The 22,053-nt window shown below is 58.5% G+C and carries 19 protein-coding genes and 2 rRNA genes; 4 read left to right on the forward strand and 17 right to left on the reverse strand.

Annotation, left to right across the window (positions count from 1 at the left end):
- The first annotated feature begins 68 nt into the window (after positions 1 to 68).
- The 4 genes from GQR96_RS02785 (at position 69) to GQR96_RS02800 (ending at position 4,432) form a co-directional block, all read left to right on the forward strand.
- Positions 69 to 2,970 (forward strand): 23S ribosomal RNA (locus tag GQR96_RS02785).
- A 95-nt stretch (positions 2,971 to 3,065) separates the two neighbouring features.
- A 5S ribosomal RNA gene (gene rrf, locus GQR96_RS02790) occupies positions 3,066 to 3,181 on the forward strand.
- 336 nt (positions 3,182 to 3,517) lie between these two features.
- The gene (locus GQR96_RS02795; RefSeq protein WP_004204116.1) at positions 3,518 to 3,793 is read left to right on the forward strand and encodes a DUF2574 family protein; all 276 of its coding nucleotides are present in this window, start codon (positions 3,518 to 3,520) and stop codon (positions 3,791 to 3,793) included.
- Positions 3,794 to 4,114: 321 nt separating this feature from the next.
- The gene (locus GQR96_RS02800) at positions 4,115 to 4,432 is read left to right on the forward strand and encodes a hypothetical protein (RefSeq protein ID WP_004204117.1); all 318 of its coding nucleotides are present in this window, start codon (positions 4,115 to 4,117) and stop codon (positions 4,430 to 4,432) included.
- A gap of 41 nt (positions 4,433 to 4,473) precedes the next feature.
- Here the strand turns inward: GQR96_RS02800 and GQR96_RS02805 are convergent, their stop codons facing one another.
- The 17 genes from GQR96_RS02805 to GQR96_RS02885 form a co-directional block, all read right to left on the reverse strand.
- A complete protein-coding gene (locus GQR96_RS02805) occupies positions 4,474 to 5,598 on the reverse strand; it encodes an ABC transporter permease (protein WP_023319637.1) in 1,125 nt (374 codons plus the stop codon).
- Positions 5,598 to 8,342 carry a ribosome-associated ATPase/putative transporter RbbA gene (gene rbbA / locus GQR96_RS02810; RefSeq protein ID WP_065903155.1) on the reverse strand — a complete coding sequence of 915 codons (2,745 nt, stop codon included), beginning with the start codon at positions 8,340 to 8,342 and terminating at the stop codon, positions 5,598 to 5,600. Before rbbA ends, GQR96_RS02805 begins: the two co-directional genes overlap by 1 nt.
- Entirely contained in the window at positions 8,339 to 9,406 is a 1,068-nt protein-coding gene (locus GQR96_RS02815; RefSeq protein ID WP_065903158.1) for an HlyD family secretion protein, read from the reverse strand. The genes rbbA and GQR96_RS02815 overlap by 4 nt, the downstream gene beginning before the upstream one ends.
- Positions 9,407 to 9,712: 306 nt before the next feature.
- The gene (gene trpS, locus GQR96_RS02820; RefSeq protein WP_004204121.1) at positions 9,713 to 10,720 is read right to left on the reverse strand and encodes a tryptophan--tRNA ligase; all 1,008 of its coding nucleotides are present in this window, start codon (positions 10,718 to 10,720) and stop codon (positions 9,713 to 9,715) included.
- 279 nt (positions 10,721 to 10,999) lie between these two features.
- On the reverse strand, positions 11,000 to 11,329 hold the full coding sequence (locus GQR96_RS02825) for a DMT family transporter (RefSeq protein WP_004204123.1): 330 nt from the start codon (positions 11,327 to 11,329) through the stop codon (positions 11,000 to 11,002).
- A 19-nt stretch (positions 11,330 to 11,348) separates the two neighbouring features.
- Entirely contained in the window at positions 11,349 to 11,762 is a 414-nt protein-coding gene (locus GQR96_RS02830) for a DMT family transporter (protein ID WP_017899148.1), read from the reverse strand.
- A gap of 31 nt (positions 11,763 to 11,793) precedes the next feature.
- Entirely contained in the window at positions 11,794 to 12,462 is a 669-nt protein-coding gene (locus GQR96_RS02835) for a hypothetical protein (RefSeq protein WP_065903161.1), read from the reverse strand.
- Positions 12,463 to 12,474: 12 nt separating this feature from the next.
- Positions 12,475 to 13,095, reverse strand: a complete 621-nt coding sequence (locus GQR96_RS02840; protein ID WP_004204126.1) for a phosphate propanoyltransferase — start codon at positions 13,093 to 13,095, stop codon at positions 12,475 to 12,477.
- On the reverse strand, positions 13,092 to 13,490 hold the full coding sequence (locus tag GQR96_RS02845; protein WP_023319642.1) for a BMC domain-containing protein: 399 nt from the start codon (positions 13,488 to 13,490) through the stop codon (positions 13,092 to 13,094). The genes GQR96_RS02840 and GQR96_RS02845 overlap by 4 nt, the downstream gene beginning before the upstream one ends.
- Before the next feature lie 12 nt (positions 13,491 to 13,502).
- Positions 13,503 to 14,450, reverse strand: a complete 948-nt coding sequence (gene cutD / locus GQR96_RS02850; RefSeq protein ID WP_043522391.1) for a choline TMA-lyase-activating enzyme — start codon at positions 14,448 to 14,450, stop codon at positions 13,503 to 13,505.
- An 85-nt stretch (positions 14,451 to 14,535) separates the two neighbouring features.
- A complete protein-coding gene (cutC, locus tag GQR96_RS02855) occupies positions 14,536 to 17,922 on the reverse strand; it encodes a choline trimethylamine-lyase (RefSeq protein WP_017899145.1) in 3,387 nt (1,128 codons plus the stop codon).
- Between the two features lie 25 nt (positions 17,923 to 17,947).
- A complete protein-coding gene (locus GQR96_RS02860) occupies positions 17,948 to 19,102 on the reverse strand; it encodes a 1-propanol dehydrogenase PduQ (RefSeq protein WP_043522388.1) in 1,155 nt (384 codons plus the stop codon).
- A gap of 8 nt (positions 19,103 to 19,110) precedes the next feature.
- Complete coding sequence (locus tag GQR96_RS02865) at positions 19,111 to 19,377, reverse strand: EutN/CcmL family microcompartment protein (RefSeq protein WP_017899143.1); 267 nt, start codon at positions 19,375 to 19,377, stop codon at positions 19,111 to 19,113.
- 25 nt (positions 19,378 to 19,402) lie between these two features.
- The gene (locus GQR96_RS02870; RefSeq protein ID WP_043522385.1) at positions 19,403 to 21,007 is read right to left on the reverse strand and encodes an acetaldehyde dehydrogenase (acetylating); all 1,605 of its coding nucleotides are present in this window, start codon (positions 21,005 to 21,007) and stop codon (positions 19,403 to 19,405) included.
- A gap of 53 nt (positions 21,008 to 21,060) precedes the next feature.
- A complete protein-coding gene (locus GQR96_RS02875) occupies positions 21,061 to 21,339 on the reverse strand; it encodes a BMC domain-containing protein (protein WP_004146125.1) in 279 nt (92 codons plus the stop codon).
- Between the two features lie 12 nt (positions 21,340 to 21,351).
- Complete coding sequence (locus GQR96_RS02880) at positions 21,352 to 21,636, reverse strand: BMC domain-containing protein (RefSeq protein WP_002442227.1); 285 nt, start codon at positions 21,634 to 21,636, stop codon at positions 21,352 to 21,354.
- A gap of 17 nt (positions 21,637 to 21,653) precedes the next feature.
- A complete protein-coding gene (locus GQR96_RS02885; RefSeq protein WP_004182810.1) occupies positions 21,654 to 21,932 on the reverse strand; it encodes a BMC domain-containing protein in 279 nt (92 codons plus the stop codon).
- Positions 21,933 to 22,053 lie beyond the last annotated feature (121 nt).

Here is a 22,053-nt window from a genome sequence, read left to right on the forward strand (position 1 = left end):
GTTGTTCGTGAGTCTCTCAAATTTTCGCAACACGATGATGGATCGCAAGAAACATCTTCGGGTTGTGAGGTTAAGCGACTAAGCGTACACGGTGGATGCCCTGGCAGTCAGAGGCGATGAAGGACGTGCTAATCTGCGATAAGCGTCGGTGAGGTGATATGAACCGTTATAACCGGCGATTTCCGAATGGGGAAACCCAGTGTGTTTCGACACACTATCATTAACTGAATCCATAGGTTAATGAGGCGAACCGGGGGAACTGAAACATCTAAGTACCCCGAGGAAAAGAAATCAACCGAGATTCCCCCAGTAGCGGCGAGCGAACGGGGAGGAGCCCAGAGCCTGAATCAGTGTGTGTGTTAGTGGAAGCGTCTGGAAAGGCGCGCGATACAGGGTGACAGCCCCGTACACAAAAATGCACATGCTGTGAGCTCGATGAGTAGGGCGGGACACGTGGTATCCTGTCTGAATATGGGGGGACCATCCTCCAAGGCTAAATACTCCTGACTGACCGATAGTGAACCAGTACCGTGAGGGAAAGGCGAAAAGAACCCCGGCGAGGGGAGTGAAAAAGAACCTGAAACCGTGTACGTACAAGCAGTGGGAGCACCTTCGGGTGTGACTGCGTACCTTTTGTATAATGGGTCAGCGACTTATATTCTGTAGCAAGGTTAACCGTATAGGGGAGCCGCAGGGAAACCGAGTCTTAACTGGGCGTTAAGTTGCAGGGTATAGACCCGAAACCCGGTGATCTAGCCATGGGCAGGTTGAAGGTTGGGTAACACTAACTGGAGGACCGAACCGACTAATGTTGAAAAATTAGCGGATGACTTGTGGCTGGGGGTGAAAGGCCAATCAAACCGGGAGATAGCTGGTTCTCCCCGAAAGCTATTTAGGTAGCGCCTCGTGAACTCATCTTCGGGGGTAGAGCACTGTTTCGGCTAGGGGGTCATCCCGACTTACCAACCCGATGCAAACTACGAATACCGAAGAATGTTATCACGGGAGACACACGGCGGGTGCTAACGTCCGTCGTGAAGAGGGAAACAACCCAGACCGCCAGCTAAGGTCCCAAAGTCATGGTTAAGTGGGAAACGATGTGGGAAGGCACAGACAGCCAGGATGTTGGCTTAGAAGCAGCCATCATTTAAAGAAAGCGTAATAGCTCACTGGTCGAGTCGGCCTGCGCGGAAGATGTAACGGGGCTAAACCATGCACCGAAGCTGCGGCAGCGACACTATGTGTTGTTGGGTAGGGGAGCGTTCTGTAAGCCTGCGAAGGTGACCTGTGAGGGTTGCTGGAGGTATCAGAAGTGCGAATGCTGACATAAGTAACGATAAAGCGGGTGAAAAGCCCGCTCGCCGGAAGACCAAGGGTTCCTGTCCAACGTTAATCGGGGCAGGGTGAGTCGACCCCTAAGGCGAGGCCGAAAGGCGTAGTCGATGGGAAACAGGTTAATATTCCTGTACTTGGTGTTACTGCGAAGGGGGGACGGAGAAGGCTATGTTAGCCGGGCGACGGTTGTCCCGGTTTAAGCATGTAGGCTGGTTATCCAGGCAAATCCGGATAATCAAGGCTGAGGTGTGATGACGAGGCACTACGGTGCTGAAGTAACAAATGCCCTGCTTCCAGGAAAAGCCTCTAAGCATCAGGTAACATCAAATCGTACCCCAAACCGACACAGGTGGTCAGGTAGAGAATACCAAGGCGCTTGAGAGAACTCGGGTGAAGGAACTAGGCAAAATGGTGCCGTAACTTCGGGAGAAGGCACGCTGGTGTGTAGGTGAAGTCCCTGCGGATGGAGCTGAGACCAGTCGAAGATACCAGCTGGCTGCAACTGTTTATTAAAAACACAGCACTGTGCAAACACGAAAGTGGACGTATACGGTGTGACGCCTGCCCGGTGCCGGAAGGTTAATTGATGGGGTTATCCGTAAGGAGAAGCTCTTGATCGAAGCCCCGGTAAACGGCGGCCGTAACTATAACGGTCCTAAGGTAGCGAAATTCCTTGTCGGGTAAGTTCCGACCTGCACGAATGGCGTAATGATGGCCAGGCTGTCTCCACCCGAGACTCAGTGAAATTGAACTCGCTGTGAAGATGCAGTGTACCCGCGGCAAGACGGAAAGACCCCGTGAACCTTTACTATAGCTTGACACTGAACACTGGTCCTTGATGTGTAGGATAGGTGGGAGGCTTTGAAGTGTGGACGCCAGTCTGCATGGAGCCATCCTTGAAATACCACCCTTTAATGGCTGGTGTTCTAACGTGGGCCCGTAATCCGGGTTGCGGACAGTGTCTGGTGGGTAGTTTGACTGGGGCGGTCTCCTCCCAAAGAGTAACGGAGGAGCACGAAGGTTAGCTAATCCTGGTCGGACATCAGGAGGTTAGTGCAAAGGCATAAGCTAGCTTGACTGCGAGAGTGACGGCTCGAGCAGGTGCGAAAGCAGGTCTTAGTGATCCGGTGGTTCTGAATGGAAGGGCCATCGCTCAACGGATAAAAGGTACTCCGGGGATAACAGGCTGATACCGCCCAAGAGTTCATATCGACGGCGGTGTTTGGCACCTCGATGTCGGCTCATCACATCCTGGGGCTGAAGTAGGTCCCAAGGGTATGGCTGTTCGCCATTTAAAGTGGTACGCGAGCTGGGTTTAGAACGTCGTGAGACAGTTCGGTCCCTATCTGCCGTGGGCGCTGGAGAATTGAGGGGGGCTGCTCCTAGTACGAGAGGACCGGAGTGGACGCATCACTGGTGTTCGGGTTGTCATGCCAATGGCACTGCCCGGTAGCTAAATGCGGAAGAGATAAGTGCTGAAAGCATCTAAGCACGAAACTTGCCCCGAGATGAGTTCTCCCTGAGACTTTAAGTCTCCTGAAGGAACGTTAAAGACGATGACGTTGATAGGCCGGGTGTGTAAGCGCAGCGATGCGTTGAGCTAACCGGTACTAATGAACCGTGAGGCTTAACCTTACAACGCCGAAGATGTTTTGGCGGATTTGAGAAGATTTTCAGCTGATACAGATTAGTCGATGCGTCCGCAGGACGTGTTGATAAAACAGAATTTGCCTGGCGGCACTAGCGCGGTGGTCCCACCTGACCCCATGCCGAACTCAGAAGTGAAACGCCGTAGCGCCGATGGTAGTGTGGGGTCTCCCCATGTGAGAGTAGGGAACTGCCAGGCATCAAATAAAGCAGAAAGCTCAGTCGGAAGGCTGAGCTTTTTTGCTTTTGTGTCATCCGGCGAGAATGCCGGCATGCCTCCCCGGTGGCGCTGCGCTTACCGGGGCTACGGATCCTGAGCCACAAAACCTGGTGCGCAGCACCGTCTCCAGGCAGACCACTATGCCGGTTCGCTACTATCAGCAATAATTATCACATTAATAGGTTATCTTTACATTGCCCTTAGTAATACTATGGTTTATCTTCCCTGCGTGATGTACCAATGCATCGCTCTCCTGACGGAGAAAATATTAAGCAACTCGCTTATCTTTCATCCTGTTAACTGGTTAAACATTAAATGAAAAAACCGCTAATTGGGATTCTGATTTTCGCTTATGGATTAAGCTCACCTCTGTTTGCTGCCGAAACCGCCAACCTAACGCTTTCCGGGCGGGTCGTGTCAGAAACCTGCAATACTGATATTGTGAATAAACAACCTCTGCAGCGCTGCGGAAAAAATACCTATCTCATTGCCTCGAAAAATATAGCGAATCACGCGCGTGGTGTGGTCACTCGTACAGTGAATTTATCCAATGATACGAGTCGAAAAATAATTATCAGCAGCTACGATTAAATACCTCTCTCTATTTCAGCGCTATTATATTGTGTTCTGCTAAATAATAGCGCTGCATCTTCTTCATATATATTAACGCGTTAGCGAAATTACGGAATTATTCCCGCCGCTGAATACATCACTTCCATTTATGGCGACAATGGGTATGCTTCTTGCCGGTTTTTTGGCTTAATGAGCGATATCATTAACACTTTGTTAACTTGATCTGGTTTATATGACAGCAAATTTGATATACAAAGAGGGATGATTGCCTGTATGGATGCTGCCCGACGTACCTTGCGTCATCTGCTTTGGTTATCGGCTGGCAATATGAGAATAGAAATGAAAATCCTGCTTAACTGGTCGCCGTTGCGCCGGCTCTTCACTTACCTTCAGGAGCGCTTTACCTTTCTGGTGCTGCTCTGCTGGCCAGCGATAATCTGGCTGTTCTGCCGGGTCGGCGTATGGCTTACGGATAACCTGTATGAACTGCTGGGGAAATCACCCGCCCAGTCCTTCACCGTCTATCTGCAGCCGTTTATGACCCCCGGCACGCTGCTGCGCATCTCCATCAGCTGGGTGGTGTTGCTGTTCATTCTCTTCAGCATGGCGATGGCCTTCACATGGGGTCTGCGCCACTTTATGAACCGCCACAAATAAACCATTCGGGCCGCCGGGAGTCGACGGCCCTTCTTAAGTCCTTATGCCATTTGACCAATCGTTTTGCGAAAACGCAGCAGGGCGATAGTAAAGAACACCGCTCCGATAGCCAGCAAGGTTAAGAACTGCGGCCAGACGATACTGAAGCTGGCGCCGCGGTACAAAATCGCCTGCGCCAGACTGACGAAGTGGGTGGTCGGCATGGTCAACATGATATCCTGAACCAGCTGCGGCATACTTTCCCGCGGCGTGGAGCCGCCGGAGAGCATCTGCAGCGGCAGCAGCACCAGGATCATCAGCAGCCCCAGCTGCGGCATCGAGCGGGCGAGGGTGCCCATAAAAATGCCGATCGAGGTTGTGGCGAACAGGCTGAGCGCCACCCCCAGCATAAACAGTAGAATCGACCCCTCAATGGGCACCTGCAACATCCCCTGTACCATCAGCACCAGCGACAAACCGGAGACCACTAGCACCACCAGCCCCATCGACCAGATCTTGGCCATCATGATCTCAAACGGCGTGACCGGCATCACCAGCAGATGCTCGATGGTACCGTGCTCGCGCTCGCGGATCAGCGCCGAGCCGGTGAGGACAATGGCCAGCATGGTGATGTTGTTGATGATCGCCATCACCGCGCCAAAGCGCTCCTGTTCCAGGTTAGGGTTAAAGCGCATTCTTATCGCCAGCTCTACCGGCAGCACGCTGTTGTCCCGATAGCGGGCAATGAAGCTGTTTACTTCGCCGCTAATAATATTCTGGATATAGCCGTTGCCGGTAAAGGCCTGGCTCATGCGCGTGGCGTCGACGTTGACCTGCACTTCCGGCTGGCGGCCGGCCAGCACATCGCGCTGGAAGTTAGGCGGAATATTGATGGCGAAAGTGTAGCGCCCGGCATCCAGGCCTGCGTCCATCTCATCGGCGGTAATCAGCTCCGGTTCGAGAAACCAGGGGCGGTAGAATGCGTTAATGATACGTGAAGAGAGCTGCGACTTATCCATATCGGCAACCGCAATCGGCGCCAGGTGTAGCGAGCCGGGCATCACCGTGGCTGAGGAGTACACCGACACCGTAAAAGCAAACACGATCAACGCCAGCATCGCTTTATCACCCAGCAGGCTACGCAGCTCTTTGACGCCAAGATTATAAATATTGCGTAATCCGCGCATCACCCCTCCTGTTTCTTCAGCAGCAGCACGCTCAGCCCGAGCACCAGCGGCACTGCAATCAGTAGTGGAATAAAGGAGCCCCACAAATCGCCGAGATTCAGCGCCTTGGAGAAGGTGCCGCGGGCGATAGTCAGGAAGTGGCTGGTCGGGTAGATTTGCCCAATCCAGCGCCCGGGGCCTTCCAGCGACGCTACCGGATCGATCATCCCGGAGAACTGGGTCGCCGGAATTAGCGTAATGATGGCTGTGCCGAAGATGGCGGCGATTTGACTCTTCATAAAGGTTGAGATCAGTAGTCCCAGTCCGGTGGCAATGGTGACATACAGCAGCGCCGCCAGGCTTAGCGTCAGGAAGCTGCCCTTATGTGATACGCCAAAGACGAAGACCGACAGCGCACACAGCAGAAAAAAGTTAAACATTCCCAGCATGATGTAAGGCACCTGCTTGCCGAGCAGGAATTCGCTGCGGGTGGTCGGCGTCACGTACAGGTTGATGATCGACCCGAGCTCCTTCTCACGTACCACGCTCAGGGCGCTGAGCATCGCCGGGATCATCATCAGCAGCAGCGGGATCACCGCCGGGACGATGGCCGGGAGGCTCTTCACGTCCGGGTTATAGCGATAGCGGGTCTCGATGGAGATGAGCGAGGTCTCACGATTCGGGCTACTTTGCTGCCCGGCCATCTCCTGCAGCCAGGCGAGATGCATGGCCTGCAGGTAGCCGCGCACCGTCTCCGCGCGGTTTGGCATTGCGCCATCCACCCAGACGCCGATTTGTACCGGCGTGCCGCGGGCGATATCGCGGCCAAAGTTCGGCGGGATCTCTATCGCCACCGCCAGTTCGCCGTCGCGCATCCGCCGGTCGAGCTCATCGTAACTGCGCAGCGGCGCCTGTTCGATGAAGTAGCGTGAGCCGGCGATATTCTGCGACCAGCCCTGACTGCTGAGGGTTTGATCGCGATCGAGTACCGCAAAGCGCAGATCCTCGACGTCCATGCTGATCCCATAGCCCATGATAAACATCAGGATCACCGTTCCCAGCAGCGCCAGCGTCGAACGTACCGGATCGCGGCGCAGCTCCAGCGCTTCGCGGCGGCTGTAGCTGAACAGCCGTTGCAGACTGAAGGCCTGGCGCGGGGCCGCGCGTTCTGGATGGGATGCTGCAGCAGGCGCAGGTTCCTCAGGAACTGCGGCGGTTGGCTGCGCCTCCTGCAGCCAGGCGATAAATGCTTCTTCGAGGCTGGCGGCACCGCGCTGTTCGACCAGCGCCTGCGGCGTATCGCTGGCCAGTACCTTGCCGGCGTGCATCAGCGAGATGCGGTCGCAGCGTTCCGCCTCATTCATAAAGTGGGTGGAGATAAAAATGGTCACCCGATCCTGACGCGCGAGGTCGACCATCAGCTGCCAGAACATATCCCGTGCCACTGGATCGACCCCGGAGGTGGGTTCGTCGAGGATCAGCATTTCCGGGCGATGGATGACCGCCACCGCCAGCGACAGGCGCTGACGGATGCCCAACGGCAGGGCGGTGGGCAGGGCGTCTTCCACCTCGCTGAGCATGAAGCGCTCGCTCATTTCCGCCACCCGACCGGGGATTTCGCCGTCCGGAATATGAAACAGGCGGGCGTGCAGTTCGAGGTTTTGCCGGACGGTCAGTTCGCTATAGAGCGAGAAGGCCTGCGACATATAGCCCACCCGCTGGCGGGTGGCGATATCCTTCGGATCGACCGGCTGGCCGAACAGCCAGGCTTCGCCTTCGCTGGCGGGCAGCAGGCCGGTGAGCATCTTCATGGTGGTGGATTTGCCGCAGCCGTTGGAGCCGAGGAAGCCGAAGATTTCACCGCGCGCGATGCGGAAGTTAACGTGGTCGACGGCGACGAAGTCGCCAAAGCGCATGGTCAGCCCACGGGCTTCGATGGCGATCTCTTCCTCGCGGTCGTCGCGCGGCGGGATTACCACCGCCTTATGCGCCTGGCGCTGCGCTTCCGGTAGCAGGGCGATAAACGCCTGCTCCAGCGTCTGGCTGCCGGTCTGCACTTTCAGCTCCGCAGCGGTACCGGTCGCCAGCACCTCGCCGGCGTTCATCGCCACCAGCCAGTCAAAGCGCTCAGCCTCTTCCATATAGGCGGTGGCCACCAGCACGCTCATCTCCGGCTGGCGCTGACGAATGCTGTCGATAAGCTCCCAGAACTGCGCCCGGGAAAGCGGGTCGACGCCGGTGGTAGGTTCATCGAGGATCAGCAGCTGCGGGTCGTGGATAAGGGCGCAACATAAACCCAGCTTTTGCTTCATCCCGCCGGAGAGCTTACCCGCCGGGCGATCGCGAAACGGCGCCAGCCCGGTGCTCTGCAGCAGCTCGTGGATACGTGATTCGCGTTCGGCTTTATCATGGCCAAACAGGCGGGCGAAGAAGTCGACGTTTTCATACACCGAGAGGGTGTGATAGAGGTTTTTCCCCAGTCCCTGAGGCATCCAGGCAATCTTCGGGCACACCTCGCGGCGATGATGAACGTCGCGCATATCGCCGCCGAGCACCATCACGTTACCCTGCTCAATGGCCCGCGCCCCGGCGATGAGAGAGAGCAGGCTCGATTTGCCGACGCCGTCCGGGCCAATCAGGCCAACCATGCGCCGCGCCGGGATCGCCAGGCTGATATCCCGCAGCGCCACGGTGGCGCCGAAGCGCTGGCCAACGTTGTCCAGCCGGGCGATGGGGGGCGAGGTATCCAGTGGCGTCAATATCATTGCGGCAACCTCACCGTCAGGTCTTCAGGCCAGGAGTGTTGCTTATCCAGCCGCACGTAAGCCATGCCGGGCAGGCCGGTTTTGACATACTCCAGGTGCTGCGCCAGCAGCTCCGGCGGGATGCGCGCTTTGACGCGGAACATCAGTTTGAGACGCTCGTCGCGGGTCTCCACCGTTTTCGGCGTAAACTGCGCGACGCTGGCGACAAAGCTGATATTGGCCGGGATCACCAGATCCGGCGCGGCATCAAGGATCAGCCGCGCTTCGCTGCCAAGCGCCAGCAGGCCCGCCTGTTCGGTGGGCAGAAAGAAAGTCATATAGACGTCGGCGAGATCGACCATGTTCAGCACCCGACCACCGGCGGCCAGCACTTCCCCCGGCTCGGCGACGCGATACTGAATACGGCCGTCGCGGGGCGCCTTCAGCTCGCTATCGTCAATATCGGCAAGGATCCGCCGCTCGGTCGCCTGGGCCGCTTCGACGCGGGTTTGCGCCTGAATAATGCTGGTGCGGGCGGCCTCGATGGCGGCGCGGGCGGCGGAGACCTGGGCTTTCGCCGACTCCAGCGCCGCGCGGGCGCTCTCTGCCGCGGCGCGATCGTCATCCAGCTGCTGGGCGGAGACGGCGCCGCGCTGCGACAGGGCATTCGAGCGGACGTGACGTTTCGCTGTGGAGTCGAGCTCCGCCTGACGCTGCTTCACAACCGCTTCGCTGGCGCGCATTTCACTTTGCCGCTGATCGAGCAAGGCTCTGGCGGCCAGGACCGCGCTTTCCGCTTCCTTGATTTGCGCGGCGGCTTCAAGACGCTGCTCGTTCAGTACACGGGTATCCATTCTCGCCAGCACCTCTCCCTGGCGCACGAACTGACCCTCTTTGACCAGAATGGTGTCGATACGCCCGGCGATTTTGCTGGCAATATCCACTTCGGTGGCTTCTATTCGTCCGTTGCTACTGGCAAACCCCTCCGGGAGGCCCGGCGGGCGCAGCAGCCACCATGCCGCGGCGGCGAGTACCACCAGTAAGCCGACAAAATACCCTGTCCAACGTTTCTTTATTTTGTCCATACGCGACTCGCTTGGTTCCCTGTGCTGAGTGATACGCGTGTCTCCTCCGGCGGGCGGAGCGTCCTCCTTGCGAAGGACGAATAAAGAGGGGAAGGGCCGCTGACGCAGCGCTCTACCGCGTCGATGCGCAGCCGAACGCTGTACTACTTATGTGGTCATCATCAGCGATCCTGGCCTTAATGAAACACGCATAGTGAGAGCTACCGTTAACGCGATAGTAACATCCGTGGCGGGCTTGTCCATACGAAAGGCAGGGTCTTGTCGACGTGTTAACAAAATATCCACTACCGGCAACATTTCATCACCTCAGAACAGCACCGGCAGCCCCAGACCACGTTTCACCTCATGCAGCGTCTGCTGCGTCAGCTGGTGGGCGCGCTCGCTGCCCTGGCGCAGCAGATCCAGCAGCATCCCTTTATCCTGAATAAAGGTGGCTCGCCGTTCGCGGATCGGCGCCAGTAGCGCCTGCAGGCAGGTCTCCAGTTCATTTTTACACTGGCGATCGCCCAGCCCGCCGCGCTGATAGTGGGCTTTCATCTCAGCCACCAGTGCCTTATCGCTATGGAAAGCGTCGAGATAGGTGAACACCACGTTGCCGTCGACATGCCCCGGATCGCTGACTCTCAGGTGTGTCGGGTCGGTATACATCGCGCTGACCGCGCGGTGAATCTCCTCTTCACTGGCCGATAACGTCAGCGTATTGCCCAGCGATTTCGACATTTTGGCGTTGCCGTCGACGCCCGGCAGGCGGCTCACTTCGCTGAGGAGCGCCTTGCAGTGGCGCAGCACTGGCGCGCCGGTGAGGCTATTCATCTTATGGACGATCTCGTTGGTCTGCTCAATCATCGGTAGCTGATCGTCGCCCACTGGCACCAGCTCGGCCTTGAAGGCGGTGATATCGGCGGCCTGGCTAATCGGATAGGCAAGAAAGCCCACCGGCAGCGAACGGGCGAATCCTTTCTGGGCAATCTCATTCTTGACCGTCGGATTACGTTCCACGCGGGCGACGGTGACGATATTCATATACAGCGCGCTGAGCTCCGCCAGCGCGGGCAGGGCGGACTGCAGGCAGATCGTGGTGAGCCTGGGGTCAATGCCGACGGCCAGATAATCGGCCATCACTTCGAGGATATGGTGGCTAACTTTTTGCGGATTGCTGCCGTTGTCAGTGAGCCCTTGCAGGTCGGCGATCAGGATAAACTGCTGGTGGTCGTGCTGCAGCGCGACGCGCTGGCGCAGCGAGCCGACGTAATGGCCAAGATGTAGCTGGCCGGTGGGGCGGTCGCCGGTGAGAATGGTTTGCGGGTGATTCATCAGGAACTCCTTATCAGACTGTTCAGCCGAAAGACGTCCTGAAAACACCAAAGCCGCCTTCCGGCGGCTTTGAAAATGGAAACGTATATCGTGCCGCCTGTTATGCAGGCAGCCACCAACGGCGGGGATAGGTCACGATCGCGTTTCTGTTCATCTTTTTATCCTGCCACGAAACCATAGTGGGGTAAACCCTGTTTGGTAAAACGCCCGGCGGCGCTGCGCTGGCGCGGGCCTACGGACTGCCCGCACAGGCCGGGTAACAGGATAAAACGACCGCTGTTACATGGTCGAGAAGACGTTCATGATCACGCCGCCGGAGATAATCAGCGCCATGGCGATAATGGCCGCCAGGTCCGGTTTCTGCTTATAGAGGATCATGGAGCAGATGGTGACGCCGACGATACCGAAGCCGCACCACAGCGAGTAGGCCACGCCCACCGGGATGGTGCTCATTGCGCGGGTGAGGGCGAAGTAGCAGAGGCCGTAGGCGCAGACCACCAGCACCGAAGGGGCCAGTTTGCTGAAACCGTTGGTCTTTTTGATCATCGAGGTGCCGGTGATTTCGGAGCCGATAGACAGCGCCAGCCATAAAAATCCGAGATTAAACATAGGGGGTATTCCTTTCCTGTTAGTTAGCGATGTTCTTATCCATGGCGGCGGCTGGCGCGGCGGGCGCCGCCTCTTCGCTCGCTTCGGAACCCATTTTCGAGAACAGGTTCATGATAATGATGCCGCTGGCGATCACCGCCATGCCGATGATGGCGGCGGTATCCGGGTGCTGGCCGTAGAATGCCATTCCCAGCGTCGAGACCACCAGAATGCCGGTGCCGGACCAGGTGGCGTACGCCAGGCCGACCGGGATATCTTTCACCGCCCTTGAGAGCGAGTAATAGCAGGTGCAGTAAAGCGCAATCAGCAGCCCGAGCAGCAGCATTTTGCTGCCGCCTTCGCTGCTACCGAACATTTTTAACGTCGAGGTTGCCGAGGTTTCGGAGAGGATAACCAGCAGCATCCATAACCAGCATTTTGTTTTCGAAGACATCGTTAAGCTCCAGGTTTTTCGTTGGGTAAGGTCATATCTTTCTGTTTTTTAAGTAATCAATGGCCGCATCGGTCAGCTGAGCGCGCGGGGCCGCCGCCAGCGCCGGATTATTCACCACGTCTGTGACGGTAAGATAACGGCGCGGTTCGCTGCTGGCGGCGGCCGGCGCGGTGGGTGCGTCCAGCTTCGCCAGCAGCTCATTCATGGTGCCGAGGAAGACGCCGCAGGCTTCCAGACGAGCCAGCGTGGCCTGCAGATGCCCGGCATAGGCGCTGCCGGCCTGCGCGCCGCGCAGCTGGTTGAGCTCGCTGTGCGGATCGCAGTGGTAGCGCAGGGCCAGAACCGGAATACCCGCCAGCAGCGCCTCGTGCGCGCAGCGGGAAACCGGATTGCGCAGGGTGCCGTTCAGCAGATCCGAGGCTTGCGGATAATCGAGAAAAGGCAGCAGTACCCCCCGCCATGGCGCTGACGGCAGGGCATCCTGCCAGGTCGATGACGGGATAATCTCGCCCATCTCTCGCCAGGCGGCGGCGTCGGCGAGACCCTCCTCCAGCGCGAGGCGCAGCGGATAGCCGCTTCCCGCCAGGCGTTGGCGGATAGCTGCGCGGTAGCCGTCAGCGGCGGTCACCATCACCAGTACCGGCGGCCGCAGGCGCTGCAAAATCCGCGCAACTACACCTTCAATCTGTTCGTCGGTCATGGCGAGCCTCCGTTAGCCGATGAGCGTCACCTGCGCGCCGTTTTTTAACCCGGCGGCATTGGCTTCTTCGGTGTCGATGTGAAATTCCAGCGCGAAGTCATCGCGCACCCGCACCACCACTTCATCGAAAGTCAGCTGGCGCTCGCCGTTGCTGCGCACGCTGACCTTCTGGCCATTGCTGACGTTGAGCTGGCGCGCGTCCTGCGGCGACATATGAATATGCCGCCAGGCGCAGATCACCTGAGAATGGAGCTCAACGTGACCGGCGGGGCCAATCAGCAGCGCGCTACCGGCATTCTCCAGTTGCCCGGACTCACGAACTGGCGCTTGAATGCCGAGCGTGAAGCAGTCGGCGCGCGACACTTCCAGTTGCGATAGCGGGCGGGTCGGGCCGAGGACGCGAACGTTGGTCAGCGAGCCCTTCGGCCCGACGGCGGTTACGCACTCCTGGGCGGCAAACTGCCCCGGCTGGCGCAGCGGTTTGAACGGCGTCAGGCTGTAGCCTTTACCGAACAATGCCTCGACGTCCTGTTGCGCGAGATGGACGTGGCGGTTGGAGATCCCCACCGGGATCGCCGGCGCCGTTGCGCTCAGGCGGGCGACGATTTTTTCGCGAAGCAAAGTGTCGATCATGACTTCTTCCCTTTCTTCAGCGCAGGGTGCTTATCTTCCGCTTCGTTCGGGATAGCGGGCGGAACGAAGGGTTCCGGGGCGGTGATAACCACCGGTTCGTCCGTTTTTTCCTCGCGCGGAGGGTTGCCTTTGAGGTTGCTTAAGGCTTCAACCACGCAGCGCTCCGGACGGGCAATGACCAGCGACTTCACGGTGTGCTCGGCGCCGGCAACCGCCACGCCGCGTTCGATAGCGGTGTGGATGGCGCTGATTTCCCCTTCAAAGCAGACGCTCACCAGCCCGGAGCCTGGTTTGCGATAGCCAATACAGGTCACTCCGGCGGCTTTACAGGCGGCGTCGACGGCCTGAATGGCGGCGACCCATCCTCGCGTTTCAATTACGCCTAAACTTTTCATGGTCGGCTCCTGTTAATGGCGGACTAAGCGAATATCAAAATCAAATTGCCGGAAGAAGGCTTCCAGCCGGTCCAGTTCATCCGGCGAATAAGACGGGTCCTGGCTAATCGGGTAGGGCATATCCAGGCGTTCGTACTTTTTGCGTCCCAGCTGGTGGTACGGCAGCATGTCGATACGGCGGATATTCCCGCGCTTCGCCAGCTTCTGTACGTAATCAATGGCGCCGGTAATGGCGTCGAATGAGTCGTTGTAGCCGCGAATGAGCGGCATACGCACAATGACGTTGGCGCCGGAATCCACCAGCCATTCGAGATTGCGGCGGATCCCTTCGTTGCCGATGCCGAGCATCGCCTTGTGGTGTTCGCTGTTAATCTGCTTAATGTCGAATAAGAAGGTGTCGGTGACCGGCGCCAGCTTCTGGTAGTTGGCAAGCGGTGTGGTGCCCTGGGTTTCGACGGCGGTGTTAATCATCATCTTTTTGCATTCGCGAAATAAGGCGACGGCAAAATCAGTTTGCAGGCTCATCTCGCCGCCGCCGATGGTCACGCCGCCGCCGGAGGAGATATAGAAGTCGTAGTCCTGCATGATGATCTCCATCAGCTCGCTGACGGTGACGTCCTTGCCCATGATGTCCAGCGCGTTCTGGGTGCAAATCTCTTCACATTTGCGGCAGCCGATGCAGTCTTTATGGCGATCGACGAAGTGCTTCATTTCGCCATTCTCTTCCGCCCGATAATGAATACCCGCCGGACAGACGCTGACGCAGTCGCCGCAGTTAATGCATTTGTCGTGCGAGAACATCACCTGGAACTGGCTGCTCAGCCCTTCCGGGTTGGCGCACCACGGGCAGCGAATGTTGCAGCCCTTAAAAAACACCAGCGTGCGAATGCCATCGCCGTCATAGATCGAATATTTCTGGATATTGAAAATGCGGCCCGTTAATTCTTGTTTTGCGATCACGCTTGCCTCCCGCTCCGTCCCGTTACGGGACGGAGAACTTCCGGTTATTTCTCAAATACAGCTCATTTAATTCTCTTTAAGAGAACTAAAACTTCTCAATCACCGTACGGCTGATGATCTCGTCCTGGACCTCTTTGCACAGCTCAACGAAGTAGGCGCTGTAGCCGGCGACGCGGACGATCAGGTCACGGTATTTCTCCGGCTCCTGCTGCGCCTTCTTCAGCACTTCGTTATCGACATAGCTGAACTGCATCTGGCCATTGCCGAGAATCGAGGCGGTACGCAGCAAGGTAATCAGACCATGGCGACCTTCCGGGGTATCCAGCAGCCCTTTGAGGAATTTGAAGTTGTGCACCATGCCGATGTTCATGGTTTCCACGTTCATCTTGCTGACCGACTTGATAATCGCCGTCGGGCCTTGCTTATCCGCGCCCTGGGTCGGGCTGATGCCATCGGAGAGCGGCATCCACGCCAGGCGGCCGTTCGGCGTGGCGTTGGTTAGCTCGCCGATGGGCGTGTTGTTGGAGATAGACAGGGTGCCGTGGCTGAGGGTCGAGTAGAGCATCTTGTACTTACGGCACTCTTTCTCGGTCCATTCGGTAATATCCAGCGCGTACTGGTCGACATAGTTATCGTCGTTACCGTATTTCGGCGCGTTCAGGCAGTCGCGGCGCAGCGCTTCGTAACCTTCAAAGTTGGCCAGCAGCGCATCGCGGATCTGCTCAAGGGTGTATTTCTTCTCTTCGAACACCAGCTTGCGGATCGCCGCCATCGAGTCGACGTAGGTCGCCAGACCGGAGAAAATCAGCCCCGGACCGTGGTTGACCATCGCGCCGCCGGCGGCGACATCTTTGCCGCTCTCCATGCAGCCTTCGACCAGCAGCGACATCAGCGGCTTCGGCGCCACATCGCGGTGGACGCGCTGGCTGATGACGGTGCCGATAGCCGACAGGCGCACGATATGGGCGATCTGCTGTTTTACCGCCGCGTCGAATGCTTCGAAGGTGCGCAGGTCGCGCAGGTCGCCGGTGTCCAGCCCCTGATAGCTATCGAACAGCACCATCCGCCCGCGGTTAAGCACGAACTCGATAGCGATAGGCCACTGGGTGTAGCCGGTGGAGGTCCACTGGTAGATGCGCCCGGATTTCTGCGGTTCAACGCAGCCCATCAGGCAGTAATCGCGGGCGTCTTCAAAATCGAAGCCTTTGCGCAGCATCATCTTGATGTGGGAGTCATCGAAGTGGCAGGCCGGGAAGCCCATTCCCGCTTTCACCACGTCGACGATTTTTTCCATGTATTTCTGCGGCGACTGGTTGTGGATACGGCAGGCCAGCGACGGCTGGTAAACCTTCACGAAGCGCACGGCGTCCATAATCAGATAGGTCAGATCGTTACAGGCATCGCCGCCGCTACGTTTCTGGCCGCCAACGGTGAGGTTGATAAACGGCTGATAACCCGCGAAATATTTCGCTCCCAGTTCGCTCGACATCCACATCAGTTCGGCACATTTGATGATAAACGCCTGCAGCAGCTCCAGTGCGGTGTCGTGGGTCAAGCGGCCTTCGCGGATATCGGCTTCGAACATCGGATAGCAGTACTGGTCGACGCGCCCCAGCGACAGCCCGGTCTGGTTCTCTTCGATTTCAAACAGTGATTCGACGGTCCAGATACTCTGCAGCGCTTCCTGCAAGGTCTTCGGCGGATTGGCCGGCACGTTTTCGTTGACGTCGGCGATGGTCAGCAGCTCGGCGCGGCGCTGGGCGTTTTGCTCTTTAGCCGCCAGTTCGCGGGCATGGGCGGCGATGCGGCGGGCGTAGTTGACCACCCCTTCGCAGGTTTCAATCGCCGCTTTGTAGTAGTAAATGCGGTCGATATCTTCCGGATTTTCCATGCTCAGGCTGGCCAGATGCGCCTCGGCATCGGCTTTAATGCCGTTCATCCCTTTGGTGAACAGCAGCACGTCGTAGCCCGGGCAGGTATCGCCGCCGCCGTTAATCTGGTGATAGGAGAGGTCGCTGACGAAGGTCTCGCCGCTGAAGGCCCAGACGCCAGCCTCACGGTATTGCGCTTCGCAAATCTCATCCAGCGAACGGCCTTCCCAGAATGGGACGATCTCTTCGCGAATGGTTTTTTTATCCGCTTCGCTGATCTCAAACGGATCCTGCGGGCGGGTGCTCATGGTGTCGAGCTCGTCGCGCACCCAGCGCCAGGCGATATCCGGCGAGAAGGCGCCCGCGCGCGGCTTGCCGCACGGATGGCCGACGATCAGCTCATCGTCCTGAATCAGAATCGGCGCGGTTTCGCAGGCGTGGCGGAAGGCTTTCGCTCGCAGCAGAATGGTCGGCATGCCTGGGTTAGCTTTCACCACTTCGGTAAAGGCCAGCGCGCGATAGATAGAGACGCTCGGGCGTACCGTCAGATAGTGGTTACGCAGACGCTGCATACGCGGGGTTAACCCTTCCATCACCGGCGTGTCGGCGCAGGCGGCGAACGGCGCATGGCTGACCTGTTGTGCGCCGCTAAACAGACGCACCGGCAGATTCAACGCGCTGAGATTGCGCTGGGCGCTGATGAACATCGCCGAGAGTTCGTTCACCTCGGCATGGTCAAAAGCGGCGCCATGCAACATGGCGTCGAGCATCGGATAGCCGTCAATGGCGCAGGCGGCGCGGACTTCGCTCAGTTCCGCCAGCTTGAACCACAGGCACTCCACGAGCTCATACGCCTGCTGGGTATTCAGCGCGCCGCTGTTGATATCGCGCTGGAAGTAAGGCAGCAGCGCCTTGTCCGCCCCTTCCGGGTTGACTGCATAGCTGCCGTTATCCAGCTGGAGCGCCAGCTGGAACAGATAGAACGCCTGGCAGGCTTCTTTGAAATTACGCGCTGGATGGGCCGGCACGTGGTGGAGAATGGCTGCGCTATCGAGCAGCTCGGCTTTGCGATAAGCATTGGTCTCCGCCGCCGCCAGCTGCTCGGCGCTGTTGGCCAGATTTTGCGCCAGCGCCAGCAGGGCGTCGCAGGCGTAGATGGCGGCGCGGCAGCCGTTGACTTCATCCATACCGCTGCGGCTGACCGCGCTGCCGAGTGCGCGGGTTTTCTCTTCCAGCTGGTGCTTAATCGCCAGCACCCCTTTTTCGACCACCAGCCTGTAGTCCGGCGAATCCAGATCGCTATTGAGGTTGAGGAACTGGAAAGCCGATGGGCGACGGGTCGCGTTTTCGTCATGGAAAATCGCCCCGTGCGGTTTACGGCTCTGGTTGCCGACAATGAGTTCATCGGGGCTGATGGTCAGCGGCAGCTGGCGCATCAGTTCATAGAAACGGCGCGCCGGTTTAACGGCGGCGGGAACGCCCGCGATATCGCCATCCAGGGCGTTCAGCGTGGTGGCATGTTCGGTGCACAGCGTGCTTTTCTGGGCGAGTAAACGGTCTGCCAGCACTTTGACGCGCGGCGTTAAGCTGTAGTGTGCCATGGGTAAGGTTCTCCAAATCTTGTTATCAGTGGCCCTGAACGGCGTTGCCGGTCCATGCCCGGCGATAGAGTTCGGTCAGTGCGTGAGCATCCGGCGCGCGTGGGTTCGTCGGAGTACAGCTGTCGCGTAACGCCTGGCCGATCATCTCCGCCAGCCGTTGGTCAAACTCGTCTGCAAGGACGCCGGTATCGCGGATGCCGGCCGGCATGCTCATTTCGTCTTTAAGCGCCTGAATGGCGACCAGCAGGCTGGTGACGCCCTGGCGGGTAGTGGCCGCAGGTAGATCCAGCAGATGGGCTAGTCGGGCATATTTGCGGGCGGCATCGGTATCGCACAGCCCGTGATAATCAGCGTTCCAGGCGACGACGTGCGCCATCAGCAGGGCGTTGGCGCGGCCATGGGGCACGCGGAAGACGCCGCCGAGGGCGTGGGCCAGGCTGTGGGTTATCCCCAGCGACGCGTTGGTGAAGGCCATCCCCGCCATGCAGGAGGCGTTGTGCATCTTTTCGCGCGCCTGCAGGTTGTCGCCGCTGCGCCAGCAGGTCGGCAGATAGCGAAATACCTGCTGCACCACTTTCTCCGCCAGGGCGTCGGAAAAGTCGCTGGCGGCGCGGGAGACGTAGGCCTCAAGGGCGTGACACAGCACGTCCATGCCGGTGTCGGCGGTAATTGCCGGCGGCACCGAAGCCACCAGCGCCGGGTCCAGAATGGCGATATCCGGCAGCAATGACGCATCCACCAGCACCAGCTTTTCCGCGTTGGCTTTCACCACCGAAAAGGCGGTGACTTCCGAACCGGTACCGCTGGTGGTCGGGATGGCGACGAAGCACGGTCGGGGACGGTCGGCCAGCGGACGGGTTTGCGCCAGGGAGAAAATAACCGCTTTGGCGGCATCGATTACCGAACCGCCGCCGAGCGCGATAACCAGATCCGGGTAGTGGTTATCCATCAGCTTCATACCGCGCACCACGGTGGCGATATCCGGATCCGCCACCACGTCGTCCCACACCTGCCAGGCGATCCCGCGCTGGCGCAGCAGGGCGGTGACGCGCTCGGCGAGGCCAAATTTCACCATCGCTTGATCGGTCACCAGCAGCACGCTGCGGGCGGAAATTTCGTTCAGCACCGAGAGGGCGTCCTGACCGAAGCAAATCCGTGGTTTCAGTAAAAATTCACTCATTGGGCTATTCACTCCTGTTCGGCGTCCCGAAACACCTTCTCAACAATGGCGACCACCGACATCGCTTTGTAGCGGTCTTTATTGAGCGCGAAGTACTCTTCCGCCAGCACGATGTCGTGCATACCGGCGCCGACGTTATCGACGGCGACCCAGGTCTGGTCCTTCATCGGCTGCTGTTTGTCATCTAAGCGGGTGATCAACAGCAGGTTGCTGCCGCGCAGCTCATCGCATTTTTGCGTGGCGACAACATGGCCGGTCACCTTTGCGAGAATCATCGTTATATCGCCTTATATCAGTGCGTTACTTAGCAAGGCGCTCCAGCACCTGGCGGATAACGCGTTCCACGTTTTGTTCGTTGATTGCGCCTTCCGCGTTCGCTGCGGCGCCTGGGCTGGCGAAGCGGTCATCGCTGCCTGCCGCGTGTGCTGGCGCAGCGCTGGCCGGAGCGTTGAAACGCACGTCATCAAGAATGCTGCGCTGCGGATCGCTCGCCGGCGTGACGATGGTCGGCTGTGGCTCAGGGCGGCTGCCCGGCGCGCGAAGCTCGTCAATCGACCGCACGCCATAGCCGACTTTGCGGATATTGAGCAGGTTCATCGGGCCGACGTTGTCGGAGCTGGAGCCGCCGCCGACCGCGCCGCAGCCGAGGGTCAGCGCCGGAGAGATATTGGTGGTGGCGCCGATGCCGCCGAGCGCCGCCGGGGTGTTGATCAGGATGCGGTTGACCGGTTTTTCGAGGCTGAACTGGCGGATGACGTCCTGGTTGCGGGTGTGGATCACCAGCGTATGGCCGAGCCCTTCATTAGTCAGCAGCTCTACCACGCGGTGGCAGGCGGCTTTCCAGTCCTCAGCCACGTACAGACCGAGTACCGGGCACAGTTTTTCGCGCGAGTAGGGGTTTTTCGGTGAGACGATGGTCTGTTCGGCGATCAGCACTTTGGTGCTGGCCGGGACGCAGAAGCCGGCCATCTGGCTGAGGTACAGTGCGGTTTTGCCAACCACCTTCGGGTTGATGGTGCCGTTCGGGCGCAGCAGCAGCGCCGCCATTTTCGCCGCTTCATCTTCATTCATGAAGTAAGCGCCCTGCGCTTCCAGCTCGCGGTGAACCTCATCGTAAATGCAGCCTTCGACGATGATCGACTGCTCGGAGGCGCAGATCACGCCATTATCGAAGGTTTTGCTGGTGATGATATCTTTCACCGCGTGGTGGATATCGGCGCTGCGTTCGATAAATGCCGGGCCGTTGCCCGGACCGCCGCTGATGGTCGGGGTGCCGGACGCGTAGGCCGCGCGCACCATGCCTTCGCCGCCGGTGGCGAGGATCAGCGAAACGTCTTTGCTGTGCATCAGCTCTGAGGTGGCTTCGAGGGTCAGCTGGGTGATGCCGTCGACGCTGCCCTCCGGCGCGCCGGCCGCTTCTGCCGCGCGTTTGACGATCTCAATCGCCTTCCAGCTGCACTGACGTGCGCCCGGATGCGGGGAGAAGATAATGGCGTTGCCCGCCTTGAGGGCGATCAGCGCTTTATAGATAACCGTAGAGGTTGGGTTAGTTGAGGGGACCAGCGCGCAAATCACGCCCAGCGGCACGCCCACGTCCATCACTTTTTTTACCGGGTCGTCATGAATGATGCCAACGGTCTTCATATCTTTGATGGCGTCGTAGACGCGCAGCGAGGCGAAGCGGTTTTTCAGCACTTTGTCCTGCCAGTTGCCAAAACCGGTCTCTTCCGCGGCCATTTTCGCCAGCGCTTCGGCGTGGTGCGCTGCTTCCTGGGCCACGTTTTTCACGATGGCGTCGATTTGCTGCTGCGAAAAGGTGGCCAGCATTGCCTGCGCTTTTTTGGCGTTGCGCACCAGTTCCCGGGCGTTCTGCCGGGACTGCAAATCGTTATCCAGTTCAATCATGAGTCTATCCTTCATCAGACGAAAAGAGTGGGGACGGGGCGTGCCCTGTCAGGTCATGCTTTGTGCTGCGCCGCGATTTTTTCGATGTCGTTATGGGGACGCGCGATGACGCGAGAGCTGACGACTTCGCCAATGCGTTTCGCCGCTTCCACGCCGGAGTCGACCGCCGCGTTGACCGCGCCGACGTCGCCTTTCACCATCGCGGTGACGAGGCCGGAGCCGACGTTTTCATAGCCGATCAGTTCGACGTTGGCGGCTTTGCACATCGCGTCCGCGGCTTCAATACAGGCCACCAGACCTTTGGTTTCGATAAGACCAAGCGCTTCTTTCATCAGGTTTCTCCGTTAGTCCGCAATTTTGTAATGCGAGACGATTTTGTTGATGTCGTTATGCGGACGGGCGATGACCAGCGAGGTCACCACTTCGCCAATGCGCTGGGCCGATTCGACGCCGGAATCCACCGCCGCTTTCACCGCGCCGACATCGCCTTTCACCATCGCGGTGACGAGGCCGGAACCGACGTTTTCATAGCCGATCAGTTCGACGTTGGCGGCTTTACACATCGCATCCGCTGCTTCAATGCAGGCCACCAGACCTTTGGTTTCAATCAGACCTAATGCATCACCCATTTGCGTTCTCCTGGCCTTCAGGCCTTGTGTTTAATGACGATTTTGTTGATGTCGTTATGCGGACGCGCGATGACCAGCGAGGTCACCACTTCGCCGATGCGCTGCGCCGATTCCACACCGGAATCCACCGCCGCTTTTACCGCGCCGACGTCGCCCTTCACCATCACGGTGACCAGGCCGGAGCCGACGTTTTCATAGCCGATCAGTTCGACGTTGGCGGCTTTACACATCGAGTCCGCTGCTTCAATACAGGCCACCAGACCTTTGGTTTCGATAAGCCCCAATGCATCACCCATCGTGATCTCCTCCAGAACAGGTTTTGTGATTCGGGAAAACCGTCCGCGTAACGGCATCAACACGCGGAAGCGGCGTTCGGGGTTCACTATAGGGAATGGGGAGAGAAGTGAAATTTAAATC

Origin of the sequence: Klebsiella sp. PCX (genome assembly GCF_021869705.1) — a bacterium.
In the GTDB taxonomy this organism is placed as follows: domain Bacteria; phylum Pseudomonadota; class Gammaproteobacteria; order Enterobacterales; family Enterobacteriaceae; genus Klebsiella; species Klebsiella quasipneumoniae.